Raw genomic sequence first — 18,045 nt, 5'->3', positions numbered from 1 at the left:
GCGGCCTTAAAGCCGACCTGAGTGGTTAGATCAAAAGCGGATACGTGTGGGAGCTGGCTTGCCTGCGATGGTCGTTAACGATGACGCGGAAACATCAGAATGTACGCGGCGCACACGCGTTTTTCGCGTTCAAGCCGGCTCCTACAGAGATCAAAAAGCGTACCTACGATGCGAAGCGAGTCGCTTTTGACTTTGATCTTGATCTAGGCGCCCCATTAAACACGCTGGCCGAACGCAGGTTTGAATCCGTGGGTAACCCGGCAGGACGCCGGGTTAGCCGCACTGGGCCAAGGATGGCCCATTGCGGCGGCCCACGGATTCAAGCCGGAGTGAGGGCACACCGAGCCTAGGCGAGGTGCCGAGTGTTGGGGCAAGAGCGTTTTGGTTACTTTTGCGCTGTTCAAAAGTGACCCGCTGTAAGAGCGGAACCATACGCAGCCATTACCCAAATAACGGATATGTACACCACCACCCCCCCCAAAAAAAGCCTCACAAAGCAAACGGAATCGTCACCTTGGCCCACAACATATCCCCCTCCGGCCGATTCTCCACATCAAACTCCTTGGCCCACCGCACCTCTGCGCTGGCGTACTTGAGAAAGGTGAAATACACCGCCGGGCCGATCGCAAAAACCTGTCCGCGCACCCCGTCGTTCACCTCCTCGCCAAAGATATTCACCACAGTGTGCCCGTACTGCTTATCGTCGGTAGTCTGCTTGAGGTAGTAACCATTCACCCCCAGGCTCAGGTTGTCAGTGACCTTGTAGCTGGCCGAATAATCGAAGTGAAAAATCTGCCCGGAGCGGTAGTCGGTGTCGTGATTTTCCTTGTTGAAGCTGTAAGTAGCCTTGATCGACAGTTCAGTGCGGTCGTCAGGCATCCAGGTCGCCGAGACCAACGGTTTATAGGTGTAGAAATTGTTGCTGGTGTTGGCCAAACGCGAGGCGTCGTATTCGCCGGTGGGCAGGGTGATCTCCACGGCGGTGGCCAAGGTCAGGCGGGGGCCCATGTCCCACAGGATGATCGGCGCCACGGTGGTGTCGCCCATGCTTTCGCGCTGGTCCGACATACCGAACAGCGCCACCTGTTGCTTGAGGTAGGGCTGGGCAATGTAGCCGCCCAGGCGCCCGCCGAAAATGCGCACCGGGCTCAGGTAGTCCAGGCGCGGGATGATCGCGTCGGACTTGATGCGCACGTCCGGCACCTTGCCGCCCAGGGAGCTGATGTCCAATTTCCGCGCTTCGTAGTGGTTGTAGTACAGGTTGAAGGCGAACATATGGTCCGGCAGGTTGTTCACATCCAGGGGCAGGATGTAGAAGCCGTCAGTGCCGGGGCCGATGTTGTCGACGCCGCCTTCGGTGGCCAGGGCCGGCAGGCTGATCAGGCTCAACAGGGCGAACGGCAGTGGGTGAAACGCACGGGTGGGGTTCATGTCTGGCCTCTTTATTATTGTTAGGGCACCGCTGGCCCATAGAAATAAGCCCTGGACGCCCGGCAGGGCAGGGTTTTGGCGGCCAGATAGGGGGACTTTGCCGGACAGTTTTCACTCATGGTGCAGCGGCTCTTGCAAGCGCCTATGATTAACAGGATGTTTCCAAAACAAGAACTGAAGCACTCAGTCAGGAACCCGTGAGCCATGCAAAGGAAAGCCGTAGACCCGCACTTTGAGTTGGCGCTTGTGTCGCCGTTCCTGTTGCAGACGCTCGGGCAGGTGGTGGCGCAGAAAGGCGCCAATGCCGAGGCCCTGTGCCGTGGCCTGGGGTTCACCCTGGCCGACCTGGATGACCCGGCCCAACGCATTTCCTATCGCCAGGCCGTGGCGATGATCCAGCGTGCGCTGAGGGTGTTGCCCGACCAGGGCCTGGGGTTGTGGGTGGGCCATCAGAATGTGCTCGGCACCCTCGGCTTGCTCGGCCACGTGATTTCCCTGTGCAAGACCTTGCGCGATGCGTTTGCCATCGGCGAGCGCCATCAGCACACCTCCGGGGGCATCGCCACCACCCGCACGCATGAAGGGCCCCACGAGGTGTTTATCGACGTCGAGTGCCTGCTGCCGTATGCCGAGGTCCAGGTGTTTGCCGCCGAGGAATTCTTCGCCAGCCTGATGGTGTATGGCCGCGCACTCGTGGGGGCTGAATTCATGCCGCTGCGCGTGGAGTTCGTGCATGCCGCACCGCCTTATGCGGCGCAGTACCCGCAGCTGTTTGGCGCCGATGTGCGTTTCGGCTGCCTGCACAACCGCATGGTGCTGGCGCCCCATTGGCTGGATGTGCGCTTGCCCAATCACCATGCCCTGGCGCTGCGCCAGGCCCTGGAGTTGCTGGAGTTGGAGAGTGCCCAGCTGCACCAGAAGATGGACCTTATCCAGGCGGTGGAGCGCGCAATTTCCCGCGACTTGCAGGGCAGCCACTTGGAGAAGGTTGCGAGTGACCTGAACATGAGCGGGCGCACCCTGCGTCGGCGCCTGACCGAACACGGGCTGACCTTCGAGGCCTTGCTGGAGCAGGTTCGTCGCGCCCGGACCATGGGGCTGCTGGGCAATCCGGGATTGTCTATCGAGCGCATCACCGAGGAAGTCGGCTACAGCGATGTGCGCAGTTTTCGGCGGGCGTTCAAGCGCTGGACGGGGGTGAGCCCCAGTGCGTTTCGCGGTGAAGGGGGAGGGGCGGCGTAGTCGGTCGCGTAAGCTTTGCCTGGTGATTGCCCAGAACGCAAAAACGGCACCCGAAGGTGCCGTTTCTGTTGACTGCATCCTGCTAAGCGATCAAACGCCCAGTACCGCGTGCTGCACCAGGGTGAGCAACGGTTGTGGGTACACGCCCAGGAAGAACGCGAGCAGGGCGATGGCCAGCAGCATCACGCCGCCTGCCTTCTGTTCCCAATGCAGCTCGGCGTCCACGCGGCGCAGGTTTGGCTCGATCAGGTACAGGGTGACCATCACGCGCAGGTAGTAGAACACGCCGATGGCGCTGCCCAGCACCAGCGAGGCAACCAGCCACCATTCGTGGGCTTCGACACCGGTAGCGACAATGTAGAACTTGCCGATGAAACCTGCAGTCAGCGGGATACCGGCCAGGGACAACATCATCACAGTCAGTACGGCGGTCAGGTACGGACGGCGCCAGAACAGGCCGCGGTATTCGTACAGGGCGTCGGCGTCACGGCCTTTGTACGGCGAGGACATCAGGGTAATCACGCCGAACGCGCCGAGGCTGGTGATCACGTAGGTGACCAGGTACACGCCGATGGCTTCCACGGCCAGGCCTTTGCTCGCCACCAGGGCGATCAGCAGGTAGCCGAAGTGGGCGATGGACGAGTAACCGAGCAGACGCTTGAGGTTATTCTGGGTCAGGGCCAGCAGGTTACCGAACAGGATCGACGCGATGGCGATCACGGTCAGCACGTTGCTCAGCACCCCGGTGTTGGCCGCTGGCGAGATCTGGAACAGACGCACCATCACCGCAAACACCGCCACTTTCGACGCGGTCGCCAGGAACGCGGCCACCGGCGCCGGGGCGCCTTCGTACACGTCCGGGGTCCACAGGTGGAACGGCACCAGCGACAGCTTGAACGCCAGGCCGATCAGCATCATCGCCAGGCCCAACTGGGCAATCGGCGCCGGGCTGTTGGTGGCGGCCAGGGCGTGGCCGATACCGGTGAAGCTCAGGCTGCCGGCTTCGGCGTAGAGCAGGGCCATGCCGAACAACAGGAACGCGGAACCGGCCGCCGACAGCACCATGTACTTGATGCCGGCTTCCAGGGAGCGCTTGTTGAAGAAGGCGTAGGCCACCAGGCCGTAGGTCGGGATCGACAGCAGTTCCAGGCCGATGAACAAGCCAGCCAGGTGCTGCGCGCTGACCAGCACGATACCGCCGGCCGCAGCCAGCAGGATCAGCAGGTACAGCTCTTCCTTGTTGCCTGGGTAGCCGGTGCCGCCCTCGCCGAGGTAGGCGTGGGCGAGGGTGACGCAGGCCAGTGTCGCCACCAGGATCAACGCGATATACAGCAGCGCGAAGTCATCGACCATCATCAGCGGGGTGACCGCCAGTGGCGCGACCTTGAGGGCCGGGATGATCGACAGCAGGGCCAGGTTCAAACCGGCACAGGACAGCAGGAACGTTTGCGAGTGATTGCGGCGCCAGGCGATCGCCAGCATCACCACCACGATGGTGAGGCTGGTGATCAGCAGCGGCGCAAGCGCGATAAAGTGTTGGATCGTGAATTCCATAGCGCTCTTACCGGGCCGAAGCGAGTTGAGAGAAGGCGGTGCCGAACCACTGCTGCACGCCATGCATCGTTGCGGCAGAAGTGTCCAGGAACGGTTGCGGGTACACGCCGATGTAGATCAGCAATACCGCAAGGCCGAGCACCATGATCAGTTCGCGAGCATCCATCCCTTGCAGGACGGTGTCGGACTTGGCCGGGCCGAAGTACGCGCGGTGGATCATGATCAGCGAGTAGACCGAACCGAACACCAGGCCGGACGTCGCGATGGCACTGATCCAAGGCGTCTGGACGAACGACCCCATCAGGATCAGGAACTCGCCGATGAAGTTACCGGTACCCGGCAAGCCCAGGGACGCGGCGGCGAAGAACAGGCTGATCGCCGGCAGGTATGCGATGCGCGACCACACGCCACCCATTTCACGCATGTCACGGGTGTGCAGGCGCTCGTACAGCTGGCCACTCAGGATAAACAGGGCAGCGGCAGAAACACCGTGGGCCAACATCTGGATCACCGCGCCTTGCAGCGCCAGTTGGCTGCCGGAGTAGATGCCGATCAGTACGAAGCCCATGTGGGAAACGGACGAGAAGGCAATCAGGCGCTTGATGTCGGTTTGTGCGAAGGCCAGGAAGGCACCGTAGAAGATCCCGATCAGACCCAGGGTCATGGCGATCGGCGCAAACTCGGCCGAGGCATTCGGGAACAGCGGCAGGGCGAAACGCAGCAGGCCATAAGCAGCGGTCTTCAGCAGGATACCGGCCAAGTCCACAGAACCTGCGGTTGGCGCCTGGGCGTGCGCATCCGGCAGCCAGGAGTGGAACGGCACCACCGGCAGCTTCACCGCGAACGCGATGAAGAAGCCCAGCATCAGGATGTACTCGGTGGTCAGCGACATCTTGGTTTTCAACAGGTCGGCGTAGTTGAAGGTAATCACGCCGGTGTTGTTGAAGTTGACCAGTACCAGGCCCAGGATCGCCACCAACATGATCAGGCCGGAAGCCTGGGTGAAGATGAAGAACTTGGTCGCCGCGTAGATCCGGGTTTTCTTGCCGTCCGAAGAACTGTGACCCCAGAGCGCGATGAGGAAGTACATCGGCACCAGCATCATTTCCCAGAAGAAGAAGAACATGAACAGGTCGAGGGCGAGGAACACGCCAACCACACCGCCCAGGATCCACATCAGGTTCAGGTGGAAGAAGCCCACGTGACGCTGAATCTCTTTCCAGGAGCAGAGTACCGAGAGGATACCCAGCAGGCCGGTCAGCAGGATCATCAACAGCGACAGGCCGTCGAGGGCCAGGTGCACGTTGATGCCGAAGCGCTGGATCCAGACGTGCTTGAACTCAAGCGCCCAGGTCGGATCGGCGCCAGGCGCCGGAGCAAATGAATAGTCGCCGTGGGCCCACAGCCAGAGGCCGAGAGCGAGTTCCAGGGACATGGTCAGCAACGCAATCCAGCGGGGGAGGGTGGCGCCGAAGCGTTCACCCATCCAGCAGAGCAGGCCGCCGATAAAGGGGATCAGGATTAGCCAGGGCAGAATCATGACGGGCTCGTTTCCTTTCGCAAGTTCGCAAAGTTCATATCAGACCGCTACCACAACAATGGCGCCGATCACCAGGACGGCACCAGCCGCCATGGAAGCTGCATACCAACGCAATTGGCCAGTCTCGCTGCGGCTCAGGGCAGTGTGACCACCCTTGGCGGCGCGCGGGATCAAACCGATGGTCTGGTCGAGCGGGTCTTTGCGCAGTACATGGCTGATGGCGAGGTAGGGCTTGACGAACAGTTTGTCGTAGATCCAGTCGAAGCCCCAGGCGGCGAACCACCAGGCCGAAAGGAAGCGGCCAATGCCACTGTTGGCAACGGCCGTGACGAAGCGGCGCTTGCCGAGGAACAGCAGGGCCGCCAGCAGGATACCGGCGATGGCGATGGCGCCCGAGGCGATCTCCAGGCTGTGCTTGGCGGCACCGCCGGCATGGCCAGCGCTTTCCGGCAGGACGCCGGCCAGTGGCGGAGTGATCATGGCGCCGATGAAGGTCGACAGGATGATCAGCACCGACAGTGGCAACCAGTGGGAGATGCCGTGGCCTGCGTGTGCTTCGGTCTTGGCTTCACCGTGGAAGGTGATGAAGATCAGGCGGAAGGTGTACAGCGAGGTCATGAAGGCACCGACCAGGCCTGCGTACAGCAGGTTCTGGTTACCGCTGGCAAAGGCTTCCCAGAGGATTTCGTCTTTCGAGTAGAAACCTGCGGTCACCAGTGGCAGGGCTGCGAGTGCGGCACCACCGACGATGAAGCTGGCGTAGGCCAGTGGCAGTTTCTTCCACAGGCCGCCCATCTTGAAGATGTTCTGCTCGTGGTGGCAGGCAACGATCACCGCACCGGAAGCAAGGAACAGCAGGGCTTTAAAGAAGGCGTGGGTCATCAGGTGGAAGATCGCCGCGTCCCAGGCGCCGACGCCCAGGGCCAGGAACATGTAGCCGATCTGGCTCATGGTCGAGTAGGCGAGGATCCGCTTGATGTCGGTCTGCACCAGCGCGGCGAAGCCGGCCAGTACCAGGGTCACGCCGCCGACCAGGCCCACCAGGTGCAGGATTTCCGGCGCCAGGGTGAACAGGCCATGGGTACGTGCGATCAGGTAGACACCGGCGGTCACCATGGTTGCCGCGTGAATCAGTGCGGAAACCGGGGTAGGACCGGCCATGGCATCCGCCAGCCAGGTTTGCAGCGGCAGTTGCGCCGATTTACCCACGGCGCCGCCCAGCAGCATCAGGGTCGCCAGGGTGATCCAGAAGTCGCCGACCTGGAATTTCTGCGGTGCCAGCACCAGCAGTTCCTGGATGTTCAGCGTGCCCACTTGTTGGAACAGGATGAACAGGCCGATGGCCATGAACACGTCGCCGATCCGGGTCACGATAAAGGCCTTGAGTGCCGCGTTACCGTTGTTGCGGTTGCTGTAGTAGAAACCGATCAACAGGTACGAGCACAGGCCCACGCCTTCCCAGCCGAAGTACAGGAACAACAGGTTATCGCCGAGCACCAGGAACAGCATGCTGGCGATAAACAGGTTGGTGTACGAGAAGAAGCGCGAGTAACCGGCTTCACCGCGCATGTACCAGGACGCGAACAGGTGGATCAGGAAGCCCACGCCGACGACCACGCCGAGCATGGTGATCGACAGGCCATCGATGTAGAGGGCGAAGTTGGGCTTGAAGCCCTCCACCGACATCCACTGCCACAGCACCAGGGTGTAGTGGCCGCCTTCCGGCGGTGCCACGTTGAATTGCCAGATGACGTAGGCGGCGACAATCGCCGACAGGCCAATGGAACCCACGCCGATCAGGGCAGACAGGTTTTCCGACCAGCGTCCACGGGAGAACGACAGCAGCAGGAAACCGATCAGGGGAAATACGAAAGTCAGAAAGATCATGTTCATCCGCGCATCTCACTGGCAGCGTCGATATCAAGCGTGTGGAAGCGACGATACAGCTGCAGCAGGATCGCCAGGCCGATACTGGCCTCGGCGGCTGCCAGGCTGATCACCAGGATGAACATCACTTGTCCATCCGGCTGGCCCCAACGGCTACCGGCCACGATGAATGCCAGTGCAGCGGCGTTCATCATGATTTCCAGGCTCATCAACACGAACAGAATGTTACGGCGGACCATCAGGCCGACCAGGCCAAGGCAGAACAGGATGCCGGCGACCGCCAGACCATGCTCCAAAGGGATAGCAGGCATCGTCATTGCTCCTTGGCTTCGTTGCGGCCCAAGTGGAAGGCAGTGATGGCTGCAGCGAGCAGCAGCATCGAAGCCAGTTCGACCACCAGCAGGTACGGGCCGAACAGGCTGACGCCCACGGCTTTCGCGTCCACGGTGGTGTGGCCGATGGCCTGGCCGCTCTGGTGAGCGAACAGCACATACAGCAGTTCAGCCAGCAGCAGGGCTGCCAGGATCACCGGGCCGAGCCAGATGCCGGGCTTGAGCCAGACGCGCTCCTGGGCGACCGAGGCCGGCCCCAGGTTGAGCATCATCACCACAAACACGAACAGCACCATGATGGCGCCGGCGTAGGCAATCACTTCCAGTACACCGGCGAACGGTGCGCCGAGGCTGAAGAAGGTCATGGCCACGGCAATCAGCGAAATGATCAGGTAGAGCAGGGCGTGCACGGGGTTGGTGTTGGTGATCACGCGAAGCGTGGACACCACTGCAATACCCGATGCGAAATAGAAAGCGAATTCCATCTTTCTTCCTTAAGGCAGCAAGCTCTTCACGTTGATCGGCTCGGCTTCGTTTTGTGCGGCGCCTTTCGGCTTACCGGCAACGGCCATACCCGCAACACGATAGAAGTTGTAATCAGGGTTTTTACCGGGACCAGAGATCAGCAGATCTTCTTTCTCGTACACCAGGTCCTGACGTTTGAACTCGGCCATCTCGAAATCCGGTGTCAGCTGGATTGCGGTGGTCGGGCAAGCTTCCTCGCAGAGGCCGCAGAAAATGCAGCGCGAGAAGTTGATGCGGAAGAAGTCCGGGTACCAGCGACCGTCTTCGGTTTCAGCTTTCTGCAGGGAGATGCAACCCACCGGGCACGCCACGGCGCACAGGTTGCAGGCTACGCAACGCTCCTCGCCATCGGGGTCACGGGTCAGCACGATGCGGCCGCGATAGCGCGGCGGCAGGTACACCGCTTCTTCCGGGTATTGCAGGGTGTCGCGTTTGCGGAAGCCATGGCCGAAAACCATCACCAGGCTTCGCAACTGGGTACCGGTACCCTTAACGATGTCGCCAATATATTTGAACATGGGTCAAATCCTCACTGAACCGCGCCGGCTGGCGTGTTCAACAACACAACGGCAGCCGTCACCAGCAAATTGATCAGGGTCAGCGGCAGGCAGAAACGCCAGCTGAAATCCATCACCTGGTCATACCGTGGACGCGGGATGGAAGCGCGCAGCAGGATAAACAACATGATGAAGAACGCGGTCTTCAGGAAGAACCAGAAGAACGCCAACTGCGGCAGGATGCCGAACGGACCGTGCCAGCCGCCGAAGAACAGCGTGACCAGCAGGGCCGAGATCAAGATGATGCCGATGTATTCACCGACGAAGAACATGCCCCATTTCATGCCGGCGTATTCAATGTGGTAACCGTCGGCCAGTTCCTGTTCCGCTTCCGGCTGGTCGAACGGGTGACGGTGAGTCACGGCCACACCAGCGATGAAGAAAGTACAGAAGCCGAAGAACTGCGGAATGATGAACCACAGGTTCTGCGCCTGGTACTCGACGATGTCGCGCATGTTGAACGAGCCGACCTGCACCACGATGCCCATCAGCGCGAGGCCCATGAACACTTCGTAGGAGACGGTCTGGGCCGAGGCCCGCAAGCTGCCCAGCAGGGCGAACTTGTTGTTGCTCGACCAACCGGCGAACAGCACCGCGTAGACCGACAGGCCGGCCATGGCGAAGAAGAACAGCAAGCCGATGTTCAGGTCCGCGACGCCCCAGGTCGGGGTGATCGGGATGATCGCGAAGGCGATCAGCAAGGCGCTCATGGCCACGACGGGTGCCAGGGTGAAGATCACCTTGTCGGCAAACGGCGGGGTCCAGTCTTCCTTGAAGAACATTTTCAGCATGTCGGCGGCGATCTGGAACATACCGAACGGGCCAACGCGGTTCGGACCATAACGGTCCTGCCACCAGCCCAACAGGCGACGTTCGACGAAGCTGAGCAGGGCGCCCGCGACGACCACGGCCAACAGGATCACGATGGCCTTGACGACCGCGATGATCACGTCGATCACTTCAGGGGTGAACCAGGTCATTGCGCTGCCTCCTGCAGACCGTCAACGGTTTTGCCAAAGATCGCCGCTGGAATACCGGCGAAGCCTTTGGGCAGTGCAACCAGGCCGGCACCCAACTCTTCGTTGATGCGCAGCGGCAGGCGCAGGGTCTGGCCAGCCACGTTGAGGCTGAGCAGGGCGCCGTCGTTGACGCCCAGGCGGTCGGCTTCGGACTTGGCCACGGACACATAGGCGGCTGGAATGCGTTCTTGTACCGGCGCGGCTTTGGAAGAGGTTTCTTCACTGCCGAACAGGTGGAAGAACGGCACAACCTGCCAGGTGCCCTGGGCCGGGTTGAACGGACGCGGTACCGCGGCGAACCAGTTCAGCGAATCACCTGTGCTTTCGATCAGGCGGGTGCCCGGGTCGCCAGCACGGATGTGACCACCGACTTCGTCCTGGAACTTGTTCCAGGCCTGCGGCGAGTTCCAGCCCGGCGACCAGGCAAATGGCACTTGCTGACGCGGCTCGACCGAACCCGAGTAACCTTCCATGGAGAAGGCAAACGCGGTGTCCGGGTCTTGCGGGGTACGCGGCTCGTGCACGCTGATATCAGCACGCATGGCGGTACGACCGGAGTAACGCAGCGGTTCGCGGGCCAGTTTCAAGCCCTTGATGCGGAACGAGGCGGACGGTGCAGCATCGACGATACGTGCCAGCTGCGGTGCGCTTGCGGCGGCGGCAGCGGTGACGTGGTCGAGCTGGGTCCAGTCGATCGGCTGGTTCAGCAGGGTCGCGCGCAGGGCATGCAGCCAGCGCCAGCCTTCGTGAACCAGGATGCTGGCGTCCATGTACTTCGGATCGAACACCTGGAAGAAGCGCTGGGCGCGGCCTTCCTGGCTGACCAGGGTACCGTCGCCTTCGGCGAAGGTGGCGGCTGGCAGGACCAGGTCGGCACGTTCGCTGGTGGCGGTCTTCTGGTGGTCGGCAACGATCAGCACCTTGGCGGCGTCGAGCGCAGCATCAACCTTGGCGGCATCGGTGCGGGTGTACAGGTCGTTTTCCAGCACCACGATGGCGTCGGCGTTGCCGTCGATCACGGTTTGCAGCGCCGCGTCCAGCGATTCGCCACCGAGCATGGCCAGGCCAAGGCTGTTGGCTTCCGGCACGACGAGGCTGATGGAACCGTTCTTGTCGCGTAGCTTCAGGGCCTTGGCGATGTTGGCAGCCGCCTCGATCAGCGCCTTGGAACCCAGCGAGGTACCGGCAATGATCAACGGACGCTTGGCCGCGAGCAGGGCGTCGGCGATGCGCTGGGCCAGTTCGACGGCTTCAGTGTCCAGGCCGTCGACGGCAGGCGCGCTGGCGTCAAGGGCGTGGGCCACGGCGAAACCGATGCGGGCCAGGTCGTCGGGGGCTGCGTGTACGCATTCTTCGGCGATGTCGTCGAGCTTGGTTTCAGCCAGGCTGGCGATAAACAGTGGGTTCAGCGCGTGCTGGCCGATGTTTTTCACGGCGGCGTCGAGCCACGGCTGTACGCGCATGGCCTCGGCCATGTCTTCAGCCTTGCCCTTGACCGACTGGCGCAGCGACAGGGCGATGCGAGCAGCGGTCTGGGTCAGGTCTTCACCGAGCACGAAGATGGCGTCGTGGTCTTCGATGTCGCGCATGTTCGGCACGGGCAGCGGGCTGTCGTTCAGCACTTGCAGCACCAGGCGGATGCGCTCCAGTTCACCGGCTTCGATACCGGAGTAGAAGTGCTCGGCACCGACCAGCTCGCGCAACGCGTAGTTGCTTTCAAGGCTGGCGCGTGGCGAACCGATACCGACGATGTTGCGCCCGCGCAGCAGGTCGGCGGCTTTATCCAGCGCCGCGTCCAGGCTCAGCTTGGCGCCACCGGCCAGCAGCGGCTGGCGTGGGCGGTCTTCGCGGTTGACGTAGCCATAGCCGAAGCGGCCACGGTCACACAGGAAGTACTGGTTGACCGAACCGTTGAAGCGGTTTTCGATCCGACGCAGTTCGCCGTAGCGCTCGCCCGGGGAGATGTTGCAACCGCTGGAGCAGCCATGGCAGATGCTCGGCGAGAACTGCATGTCCCACTTACGGTTGTAGCGCTCGGAGTGAGTCTTGTCGGTGAACACACCGGTCGGGCAGACCTCGGTGAGGTTGCCGGAGAACTCGCTTTCGAGCACGCCGTCTTCAACGCGACCGAAGTACACGTTGTCGTGGGCGCCGAAGACGCCCAGGTCGGTGCCGCCGGCGTAGTCTTTATAGAAGCGCACGCAGCGATAGCAGGCGATGCAGCGGTTCATCTCGTGGGAAATGAACGGGCCGAGGTCCTGGTTCTGGTGGGTACGCTTGGTGAAGCGATAACGACGCTCGTTGTGGCCGGTCATCACCGTCATGTCTTGCAGGTGGCAGTGACCGCCTTCCTCACAGACCGGGCAGTCGTGGGGGTGGTTGGTCATCAGCCATTCGACAACGCTGGCGCGGAACGCCTTGGATTCATCATCGTCGATGGAAATCCAGGTGTTGTCGGTGGCTGGGGTCATGCAGGACATGACGATACGACCACGGGTGTCGTTCTCGTCGGTGTATTGCTTGACCGCACACTGGCGACAGGCACCGACGCTACCAAGCGCGGGGTGCCAGCAGAAATAAGGGATGTCGAGGCCTAGTGACAGACACGCCTGTAACAGGTTGTCCGCCCCATCGACTTCGAGCGCTTTGCCGTCTACGTGGATAGTGGCCATGGTTCAAAGTTCTTCGTTGGCCCGTTGTCAGCGGGCGTGGCTAATGGAATCTTGTTATTCATGTGCATCTACACAGCCTTGACGGCGTCAGCACATGAGAAAGCGAAGGGCACGGACCCTTCGCTCTTTAAGCGTTACGCGCCGACTACGATCGGCCTCGCCAGAGGCGGGACGGCGGCGCTGGTAGGCGCGATGCCGGCTTCGAACTCCGAGCGGAAGTATTTGATTGCGCTGCCCAATGGCTCCACGGCGCCCGGTGCGTGAGCACAGAAGGTCTTGCCTGGGCCGAGGAAACCGACCAGACCCAGCAGGGTCTCGATGTCACCCTCGCGGCCTTCGCCGTTTTCCAGGGCCATCAGCAGCTTGACGCTCCACGGCAGACCGTCGCGGCATGGGGTGCAGAAACCGCACGATTCACGGGCAAAGAACTGCTCCATGTTGCGCAGCAGCGAGACCATGTTCACGGTGTTGTCCACCGCCATCGCCAGGCCGGTACCCATCCGGGTGCCGACCTTGCCGATGCCGCCGGCATACATCTGTGCGTCGAGGTGCTCGGGCAACAGGAAGCCGGTACCGGCACCGCCTGGCTGCCAGGCTTTCAAGGTGTAGCCGTCGCGCATGCCGCCGGCGTAGTCCTCGAACAGCTCGCGGGCGGTCACGCCGAAAGGCAGCTCCCACAGGCCCGGGTTCTTGACCTTGCCGGAGAAGCCCATGAGCTTGGTGCCCATGTCTTCGCTGCCTTCGCGGGCCAACGATTTGTACCAGTCGACGCCGTCGGCGATGATCGCCGGCACGTTGCACAGGGTCTCGACGTTGTTCACGCAGGTCGGCTTGCCCCACACGCCCACGGCGGCAGGGAAGGGCGGCTTGGAGCGCGGGTTGGCGCGGCGGCCTTCGAGGGAGTTGATCAGTGCGGTTTCTTCACCGCAGATGTAACGCCCGGCGCCGGTGTGCACGAACAGTTCGAAGTCAAAACCCGAACCGAGGATGTTCTTGCCCAGCAGGCCTGCGGCCTTGGCTTCTGCCACGGCACGGTTGAGGTGCTTGGCGGCGGTGGTGTATTCGCCACGCAGGAAGATGTAGCCGCGGTAGGTTTTCAGCGCGCGGGCGCTGATCAGCATGCCTTCGATCAGCAGATGGGGCAGTTGCTCCATCAACATGCGGTCTTTCCAGGTGTTCGGCTCCATTTCATCCGCGTTGCACAGCAGGTAGCGGATGTTGATGGATTCGTCCTTGGGCATCAGGCCCCACTTCACGCCCGTGGGGAAGCCTGCACCGCCGCGACCTTTGAGGCCGGCGTCTTTCACGGTCTGGACGATATCGTCCTGGGCCATGTCGGCGAAGGCTTTGCGCGCAGCGGCGTAGCCGTTCTTGGCCTGGTACTCGTCGAGCCATACCGGCTCGGCATCGTCACGCAGGCGCCAGGTCAGTGGGTGGGTCTCAGGCGAACGCTTGATCAGGTTGGCCGGGCCGAAAGATGTAAGGGTCATGGGTAGCCCTCGAGCAATTGGGTCACGCCAGCAGGCTGCACGTCACCGAATGTGTCGTCGTCGATCATCAACGCCGGCGCCTTGTCGCAGTTGCCCAGGCAGCACACCGGCAGCAGCGTGAAGCGGCCGTCCGGGGTGGTTTGGCCAAGGCCGATGCCCAGCTTGTTCTGGATTTCGCTGACCACCGACTCGTGGCCACCGATGTAGCAGACCATGCTGTCGCACACGCGAATGATGTGGCGGCCCACGGGCTGGCGGAAGATCTGGCTGTAGAACGTTGCCACACCTTCAACATCACTGGCCGGGATGCCGAGGATCTCGCCAATGGCGTAGAGGGCGCCGTCCGGCACCCAGCCACGTTCCTTCTGGACGATCTTCAGGGCTTCGATCGACGCCGCGCGCGGGTCTTCGTAGTGATGCAGCTCGTGCTCGATGGCCGAGCGCTCGGTTTCACTGAGGGTGAAACGGTCTGTCTGGATAAGCGTGCTGTTCATGCTTAGCGGTCCACGTCGGCCATAACGAAATCGATACTACCCAGGTACGCAATCAAGTCCGCGACCATCTCGCCTTTGATCACCGAAGGGATCTGCTGCAAGTGCGCGAAGCTTGGGGTACGAATCCGGGTGCGGTAGCTCATGGTGCCGCCATCGCTCGTCAGGTAATAACTGTTGATACCCTTGGTCGCTTCGATCATCTGGAAGGATTCGTTGGCCGGCATCACCGGGCCCCACGAAACTTGCAGGAAGTGCGTGATCAGGGTTTCGATGTGCTGCAGCGTGCGCTCTTTCGGCGGCGGCGTGGTCAGCGGGTGATCCGCCTTATACGGGCCGGCCGGCATGTTGCGCATGCACTGCTCGATGATCTTCAGGCTCTGGCGCATTTCTTCGACGCGCACGATGCAACGGTCGTAGGCATCGCCATTGGCCGCCAGCGGGACTTCGAATTCGAAGTTCTCGTAGCCGGAGTACGGGCGCGCTTTACGCAGGTCGAAATCGCAACCGGTGGAACGCAGGCCAGCACCGGTGACGCCCCATTCCAGGGCTTCCTTGGTGTTGTACTGGGCAACGCCGATGGTGCGGCCCTTGAGGATGCTGTTGTCCAGCGCGGCTTTCTGGTACTCGTCCAGACGCTTGGGCATCCAGTCGATGAATTCCTTGACCAGGCGTTCCCAGCCGTTAGGCAGGTCATGGGCGACACCGCCGATGCGGTACCAGGCCGGGTGCAGGCGGAAACCGGTGATGGCCTCGATGACCTTGTAGGCGCGCTGACGGTCGGTGAAGGTGAAGAACACCGGGGTCATGGCGCCGACGTCCTGGATATAGGTACCCAGGAACAGCAGGTGGCTGGTGATCCGGAAGAACTCGGCCATCATGATGCGGATGGTGTCGACGCGGTCCGGGACCTTGATGCCGGCCAGCTTCTCGACCGAGAGCACGTACGGCAGGTTGTTCATCACGCCGCCGAGGTAGTCGATACGGTCGGTGTACGGGATGAAGCTGTGCCAGGACTGACGCTCGGCCATCTTCTCGGCACCACGGTGGTGGTAGCCGATGTCCGGCACGCAGTCGACGATTTCTTCGCCGTCCAGTTGCAGGATGATGCGGAACGCACCGTGAGCCGAAGGGTGGTTCGGGCCCAGGTTGAGGAACATGTAGTCCTCGTTGGTGCCGGAGCGCTTCATGCCCCAGTCTTCCGGACGGAAGCGCGCAGCCTCTTCTTCAAGCTGTTGCTTGGCGAGGTTGAGGCTGAACGGGTCGAATTCGGTGGCGCGCGCAGGGAAGTCCTTGCGCAGCGGGTGACCTTCCCAGGTCGGCGGCATCATGATGCGCGTCAGGTGCGGGTGGCCCGGGAAGTCGATCCCGAACATGTCCCAGACTTCACGCTCGTACCAGCTGGCGTTCGGCCAGATACCGGTCACGGTCGGTACGCTCAGGTCGCTTTCGGACAGGGCGACCTTGATCATCACGTCGCTGTTACGTTCGATCGACAGCAGGTGATAGAACACGGTGAAGTCGGCGCCGCTCGGCAGCCCCTGGCGCTTGGTGCGCAGACGCTCGTCCACGCCATGCAGGTCATAGAGCATGACGTACGGCTTGGGCAGGTTGCGCAGGAAGGTCAGGACTTCGACAAGCTTGGCACGCGCCACCCACAGCACCGGCATACCGGTGCGTGTGGCCTGGGCGGTGAAGGCGTCAGGGCCAAAACGGTTATTGAGTTCGACGACCACATCCTGGTCGTCTGCCTTATAAGGCGGGATGTACAGAGCACTGCCTGTAGTCATGGTTTTTTATCGCTTTCGGTCAACGTAAAGAATGAAGCCAGGTTTTCGTTCTATAAAAGAAGCGGGGCTGGATCAGACTTCGTCGGGGCTGCGCAGGTTGGTGACTGCGATTCGCTGTTCGCGGCGCTGTTCCTTTTGCGAAGGCATCTCGGCGCGGTACACGCCTTGATCGCCGACGACCCAGGAAAGCGGGCGACGCTCCTTGCCAATCGACTCCTGCAACAGCATCAAGCCTTGCAGGAAAGCTTCAGGGCGAGGCGGGCAGCCAGGCACGTAGACGTCCACGGGCAGGAACTTGTCCACCCCCTGAACCACGGAGTAGATGTCGTACATGCCACCGGAGTTGGCGCACGAACCCATGGAGATAACCCACTTCGGCTCGAGCATTTGCTCGTAGAGACGCTGAATGATCGGCGCCATCTTGATGAAGCAGGTTCCGGCGATAACCATGAAATCCGCCTGGCGCGGCGATGCCCGGATAACTTCCGCGCCAAAGCGCGCGATGTCGTGGGGCGCCGTGAAGGCGGTGGTCATTTCCACGTAGCAGCACGAAAGACCGAAGTTGTACGGCCACAGGGAGTTTTTACGCCCCCAGTTGACCGCGCCACTCAGCACGTCTTCCAGCTTGCCCATGTAGATGTTTTTGTGGACTTGGTCTTCTAACGGGTCGGAAACGGTTTCCCGTTCGCCGATGGGGTACTGCTCGTTAGGAGCATCCGGGTCGATCCTGGTGAGATTGTATTGCATCGCCAAAGCCTCATTGTTTCAGCTTCGCTTGCCGCTTACGACGAGCTTCCGGAGCCCAGTCAAGGGCGCCCACTCGGAATAGGTAGACAAGGCCTGCCAACAGAATTGCTATGAAAACGAGGGCTTCGACGAATCCGGTCCAGCCGCTTTCGCGGACGGACACAGACCAGGCAAAGAGAAAGAGGGCTTCGATGTCGAAGATCACGAAGAGCATCGCGACCAGATAGAATTTGGCTGAGAGCCGCAAGCGGGCGCCACCTGTAGGGAGCATGCCGGACTCGAACGGTTCGTTTTTGCTGCGGCCCCAGGCTTTTGACCCGAGGAGGCTGGAGACGCCGAGCATGAAGGCGCAGAGGCCGACAACACCGAGGAGGAAAATGGCAAAGCCCCAGTTGTGGGCCATGAGTCCTGTCGCTTCGGTCATGCTGGAAATCCTTAACAGAGAGCAAAGGTCTCTGAGCTCGAAAAAGTAACGATGCAGTGACGATATGTCGCACTGCAATCAATCGCGGTGATTTTATGGCTAAACACCGGGCAAGTAAAATTCCTATAGCGAAATTATTCGATGGAATAAGGACATAGTGCACCTTTGTGGGGCTGCAGCCCTTGCGGTGTGGGCATTAGCGGGCTTTTCACCAATTATGTTTTGTTTAACCTGTAACGAAGTTTTCATGCGCTAAATGATAATGAATATTGTTTGCGTGGGGTTTAAGCGATTGTTTCTCATGTGGCGGGGGAAGTTGCCGTTACTTGCTGGAGTGGTGCTAG

The 18,045-nt window shown here is 61.3% G+C and carries 15 protein-coding genes; 1 reads left to right on the top strand and 14 read right to left on the bottom strand.

The window, feature by feature from the left end; all coding sequences use genetic code 11:
* Nucleotides 1-489: 489 nt before the first annotated feature.
* The gene (locus tag QMX97_RS18165) at nt 490-1,431 is read right to left on the bottom strand and encodes a transporter (protein ID WP_106803421.1); all 942 of its coding nucleotides are present in this window, start codon (nt 1,429-1,431) and stop codon (nt 490-492) included.
* 204 nt (nt 1,432-1,635) lie between these two features.
* On the opposite strand from QMX97_RS18165, the gene QMX97_RS18160 reads away from it, so the two are divergent.
* Nucleotides 1,636-2,673: an AraC family transcriptional regulator gene (locus tag QMX97_RS18160; protein ID WP_282397346.1), complete on the top strand. Its 1,038-nt coding sequence runs from the start codon at nt 1,636-1,638 to the stop codon at nt 2,671-2,673.
* Between the two features lie 90 nt (nt 2,674-2,763).
* Here QMX97_RS18160 and nuoN read toward each other — a convergent pair whose 3' ends face one another.
* From nuoN to QMX97_RS18095, 13 genes are all read right to left on the bottom strand, one after another.
* The gene (gene nuoN / locus QMX97_RS18155) at nt 2,764-4,227 is read right to left on the bottom strand and encodes an NADH-quinone oxidoreductase subunit NuoN (RefSeq protein WP_003192122.1); all 1,464 of its coding nucleotides are present in this window, start codon (nt 4,225-4,227) and stop codon (nt 2,764-2,766) included.
* A gap of 7 nt (nt 4,228-4,234) precedes the next feature.
* Nucleotides 4,235-5,767: an NADH-quinone oxidoreductase subunit M gene (gene nuoM / locus QMX97_RS18150; RefSeq protein ID WP_065907529.1), complete on the bottom strand. Its 1,533-nt coding sequence runs from the start codon at nt 5,765-5,767 to the stop codon at nt 4,235-4,237.
* 39 nt (nt 5,768-5,806) lie between these two features.
* Nucleotides 5,807-7,660, bottom strand: coding sequence for an NADH-quinone oxidoreductase subunit L (gene nuoL, locus QMX97_RS18145; RefSeq protein WP_065907528.1), 1,854 nt, complete (start codon nt 7,658-7,660; stop codon nt 5,807-5,809).
* The gene (gene nuoK / locus QMX97_RS18140) at nt 7,657-7,965 is read right to left on the bottom strand and encodes an NADH-quinone oxidoreductase subunit NuoK (RefSeq protein ID WP_003219560.1); all 309 of its coding nucleotides are present in this window, start codon (nt 7,963-7,965) and stop codon (nt 7,657-7,659) included. Before nuoK ends, nuoL begins: the two co-directional genes overlap by 4 nt.
* Before the next feature lie 2 nt (nt 7,966-7,967).
* Entirely contained in the window at nt 7,968-8,471 is a 504-nt protein-coding gene (gene nuoJ, locus QMX97_RS18135; protein WP_065907526.1) for an NADH-quinone oxidoreductase subunit J, read from the bottom strand.
* 9 nt (nt 8,472-8,480) lie between these two features.
* A complete protein-coding gene (gene nuoI, locus QMX97_RS18130) occupies nt 8,481-9,029 on the bottom strand; it encodes an NADH-quinone oxidoreductase subunit NuoI (RefSeq protein WP_003174725.1) in 549 nt (182 codons plus the stop codon).
* A gap of 11 nt (nt 9,030-9,040) precedes the next feature.
* A complete protein-coding gene (gene nuoH / locus QMX97_RS18125) occupies nt 9,041-10,048 on the bottom strand; it encodes an NADH-quinone oxidoreductase subunit NuoH (RefSeq protein WP_003219563.1) in 1,008 nt (335 codons plus the stop codon).
* Nucleotides 10,045-12,759, bottom strand: coding sequence for an NADH-quinone oxidoreductase subunit NuoG (gene nuoG / locus QMX97_RS18120; RefSeq protein WP_213553244.1), 2,715 nt, complete (start codon nt 12,757-12,759; stop codon nt 10,045-10,047). The genes nuoH and nuoG overlap by 4 nt, the downstream gene beginning before the upstream one ends.
* Before the next feature lie 134 nt (nt 12,760-12,893).
* Nucleotides 12,894-14,249, bottom strand: a complete 1,356-nt coding sequence (gene nuoF / locus QMX97_RS18115; RefSeq protein WP_099587018.1) for an NADH-quinone oxidoreductase subunit NuoF — start codon at nt 14,247-14,249, stop codon at nt 12,894-12,896.
* Complete coding sequence (nuoE, locus tag QMX97_RS18110) at nt 14,246-14,743, bottom strand: NADH-quinone oxidoreductase subunit NuoE (protein WP_003174721.1); 498 nt, start codon at nt 14,741-14,743, stop codon at nt 14,246-14,248. The genes nuoF and nuoE overlap by 4 nt, the downstream gene beginning before the upstream one ends.
* Nucleotides 14,744-14,745: 2 nt before the next feature.
* Nucleotides 14,746-16,530: an NADH-quinone oxidoreductase subunit C/D gene (nuoC, locus tag QMX97_RS18105; RefSeq protein ID WP_025858969.1), complete on the bottom strand. Its 1,785-nt coding sequence runs from the start codon at nt 16,528-16,530 to the stop codon at nt 14,746-14,748.
* Nucleotides 16,531-16,602: 72 nt separating this feature from the next.
* On the bottom strand, nt 16,603-17,277 hold the full coding sequence (locus QMX97_RS18100; RefSeq protein WP_003174719.1) for an NADH-quinone oxidoreductase subunit B: 675 nt from the start codon (nt 17,275-17,277) through the stop codon (nt 16,603-16,605).
* A gap of 10 nt (nt 17,278-17,287) precedes the next feature.
* On the bottom strand, nt 17,288-17,701 hold the full coding sequence (locus QMX97_RS18095; RefSeq protein ID WP_003219575.1) for an NADH-quinone oxidoreductase subunit A: 414 nt from the start codon (nt 17,699-17,701) through the stop codon (nt 17,288-17,290).
* Nucleotides 17,702-18,045: the final 344 nt, after the last annotated feature.

This window comes from Pseudomonas sp. PS01298, assembly GCF_029959745.1.
Classification (GTDB): Bacteria; Pseudomonadota; Gammaproteobacteria; order Pseudomonadales; family Pseudomonadaceae; genus Aquipseudomonas; species Aquipseudomonas aylmerensis.
Note: the sequence above shows the minus strand (reverse complement) of the source record. Positions and strands in the feature narration are given on the sequence as shown.

What these genes read in the sequence shown, in the direction of transcription:
- QMX97_RS18165 (WP_106803421.1), bottom strand. Translation starts at nt 1,431, where the DNA reads ATGAACCCCACCCGTGCGTTTCACCCACTGCCGTTCGCCCTGTTGAGC.
- QMX97_RS18160 (WP_282397346.1), top strand. Translation starts at nt 1,636, where the DNA reads ATGCAAAGGAAAGCCGTAGACCCGCACTTTGAGTTGGCGCTTGTGTCG.
- nuoN (WP_003192122.1), bottom strand. Translation starts at nt 4,227, where the DNA reads ATGGAATTCACGATCCAACACTTTATCGCGCTTGCGCCGCTGCTGATC.
- nuoM (WP_065907529.1), bottom strand. Translation starts at nt 5,767, where the DNA reads ATGATTCTGCCCTGGCTAATCCTGATCCCCTTTATCGGCGGCCTGCTC.
- nuoL (WP_065907528.1), bottom strand. Translation starts at nt 7,660, where the DNA reads ATGAACATGATCTTTCTGACTTTCGTATTTCCCCTGATCGGTTTCCTG.
- nuoK (WP_003219560.1), bottom strand. Translation starts at nt 7,965, where the DNA reads ATGCCTGCTATCCCTTTGGAGCATGGTCTGGCGGTCGCCGGCATCCTG.
- nuoJ (WP_065907526.1), bottom strand. Translation starts at nt 8,471, where the DNA reads ATGGAATTCGCTTTCTATTTCGCATCGGGTATTGCAGTGGTGTCCACG.
- nuoI (WP_003174725.1), bottom strand. Translation starts at nt 9,029, where the DNA reads ATGTTCAAATATATTGGCGACATCGTTAAGGGTACCGGTACCCAGTTG.
- nuoH (WP_003219563.1), bottom strand. Translation starts at nt 10,048, where the DNA reads ATGACCTGGTTCACCCCTGAAGTGATCGACGTGATCATCGCGGTCGTC.
- nuoG (WP_213553244.1), bottom strand. Translation starts at nt 12,759, where the DNA reads ATGGCCACTATCCACGTAGACGGCAAAGCGCTCGAAGTCGATGGGGCG.
- nuoF (WP_099587018.1), bottom strand. Translation starts at nt 14,249, where the DNA reads ATGACCCTTACATCTTTCGGCCCGGCCAACCTGATCAAGCGTTCGCCT.
- nuoE (WP_003174721.1), bottom strand. Translation starts at nt 14,743, where the DNA reads ATGAACAGCACGCTTATCCAGACAGACCGTTTCACCCTCAGTGAAACC.
- nuoC (WP_025858969.1), bottom strand. Translation starts at nt 16,530, where the DNA reads ATGACTACAGGCAGTGCTCTGTACATCCCGCCTTATAAGGCAGACGAC.
- QMX97_RS18100 (WP_003174719.1), bottom strand. Translation starts at nt 17,277, where the DNA reads ATGCAATACAATCTCACCAGGATCGACCCGGATGCTCCTAACGAGCAG.
- QMX97_RS18095 (WP_003219575.1), bottom strand. Translation starts at nt 17,701, where the DNA reads ATGACCGAAGCGACAGGACTCATGGCCCACAACTGGGGCTTTGCCATT.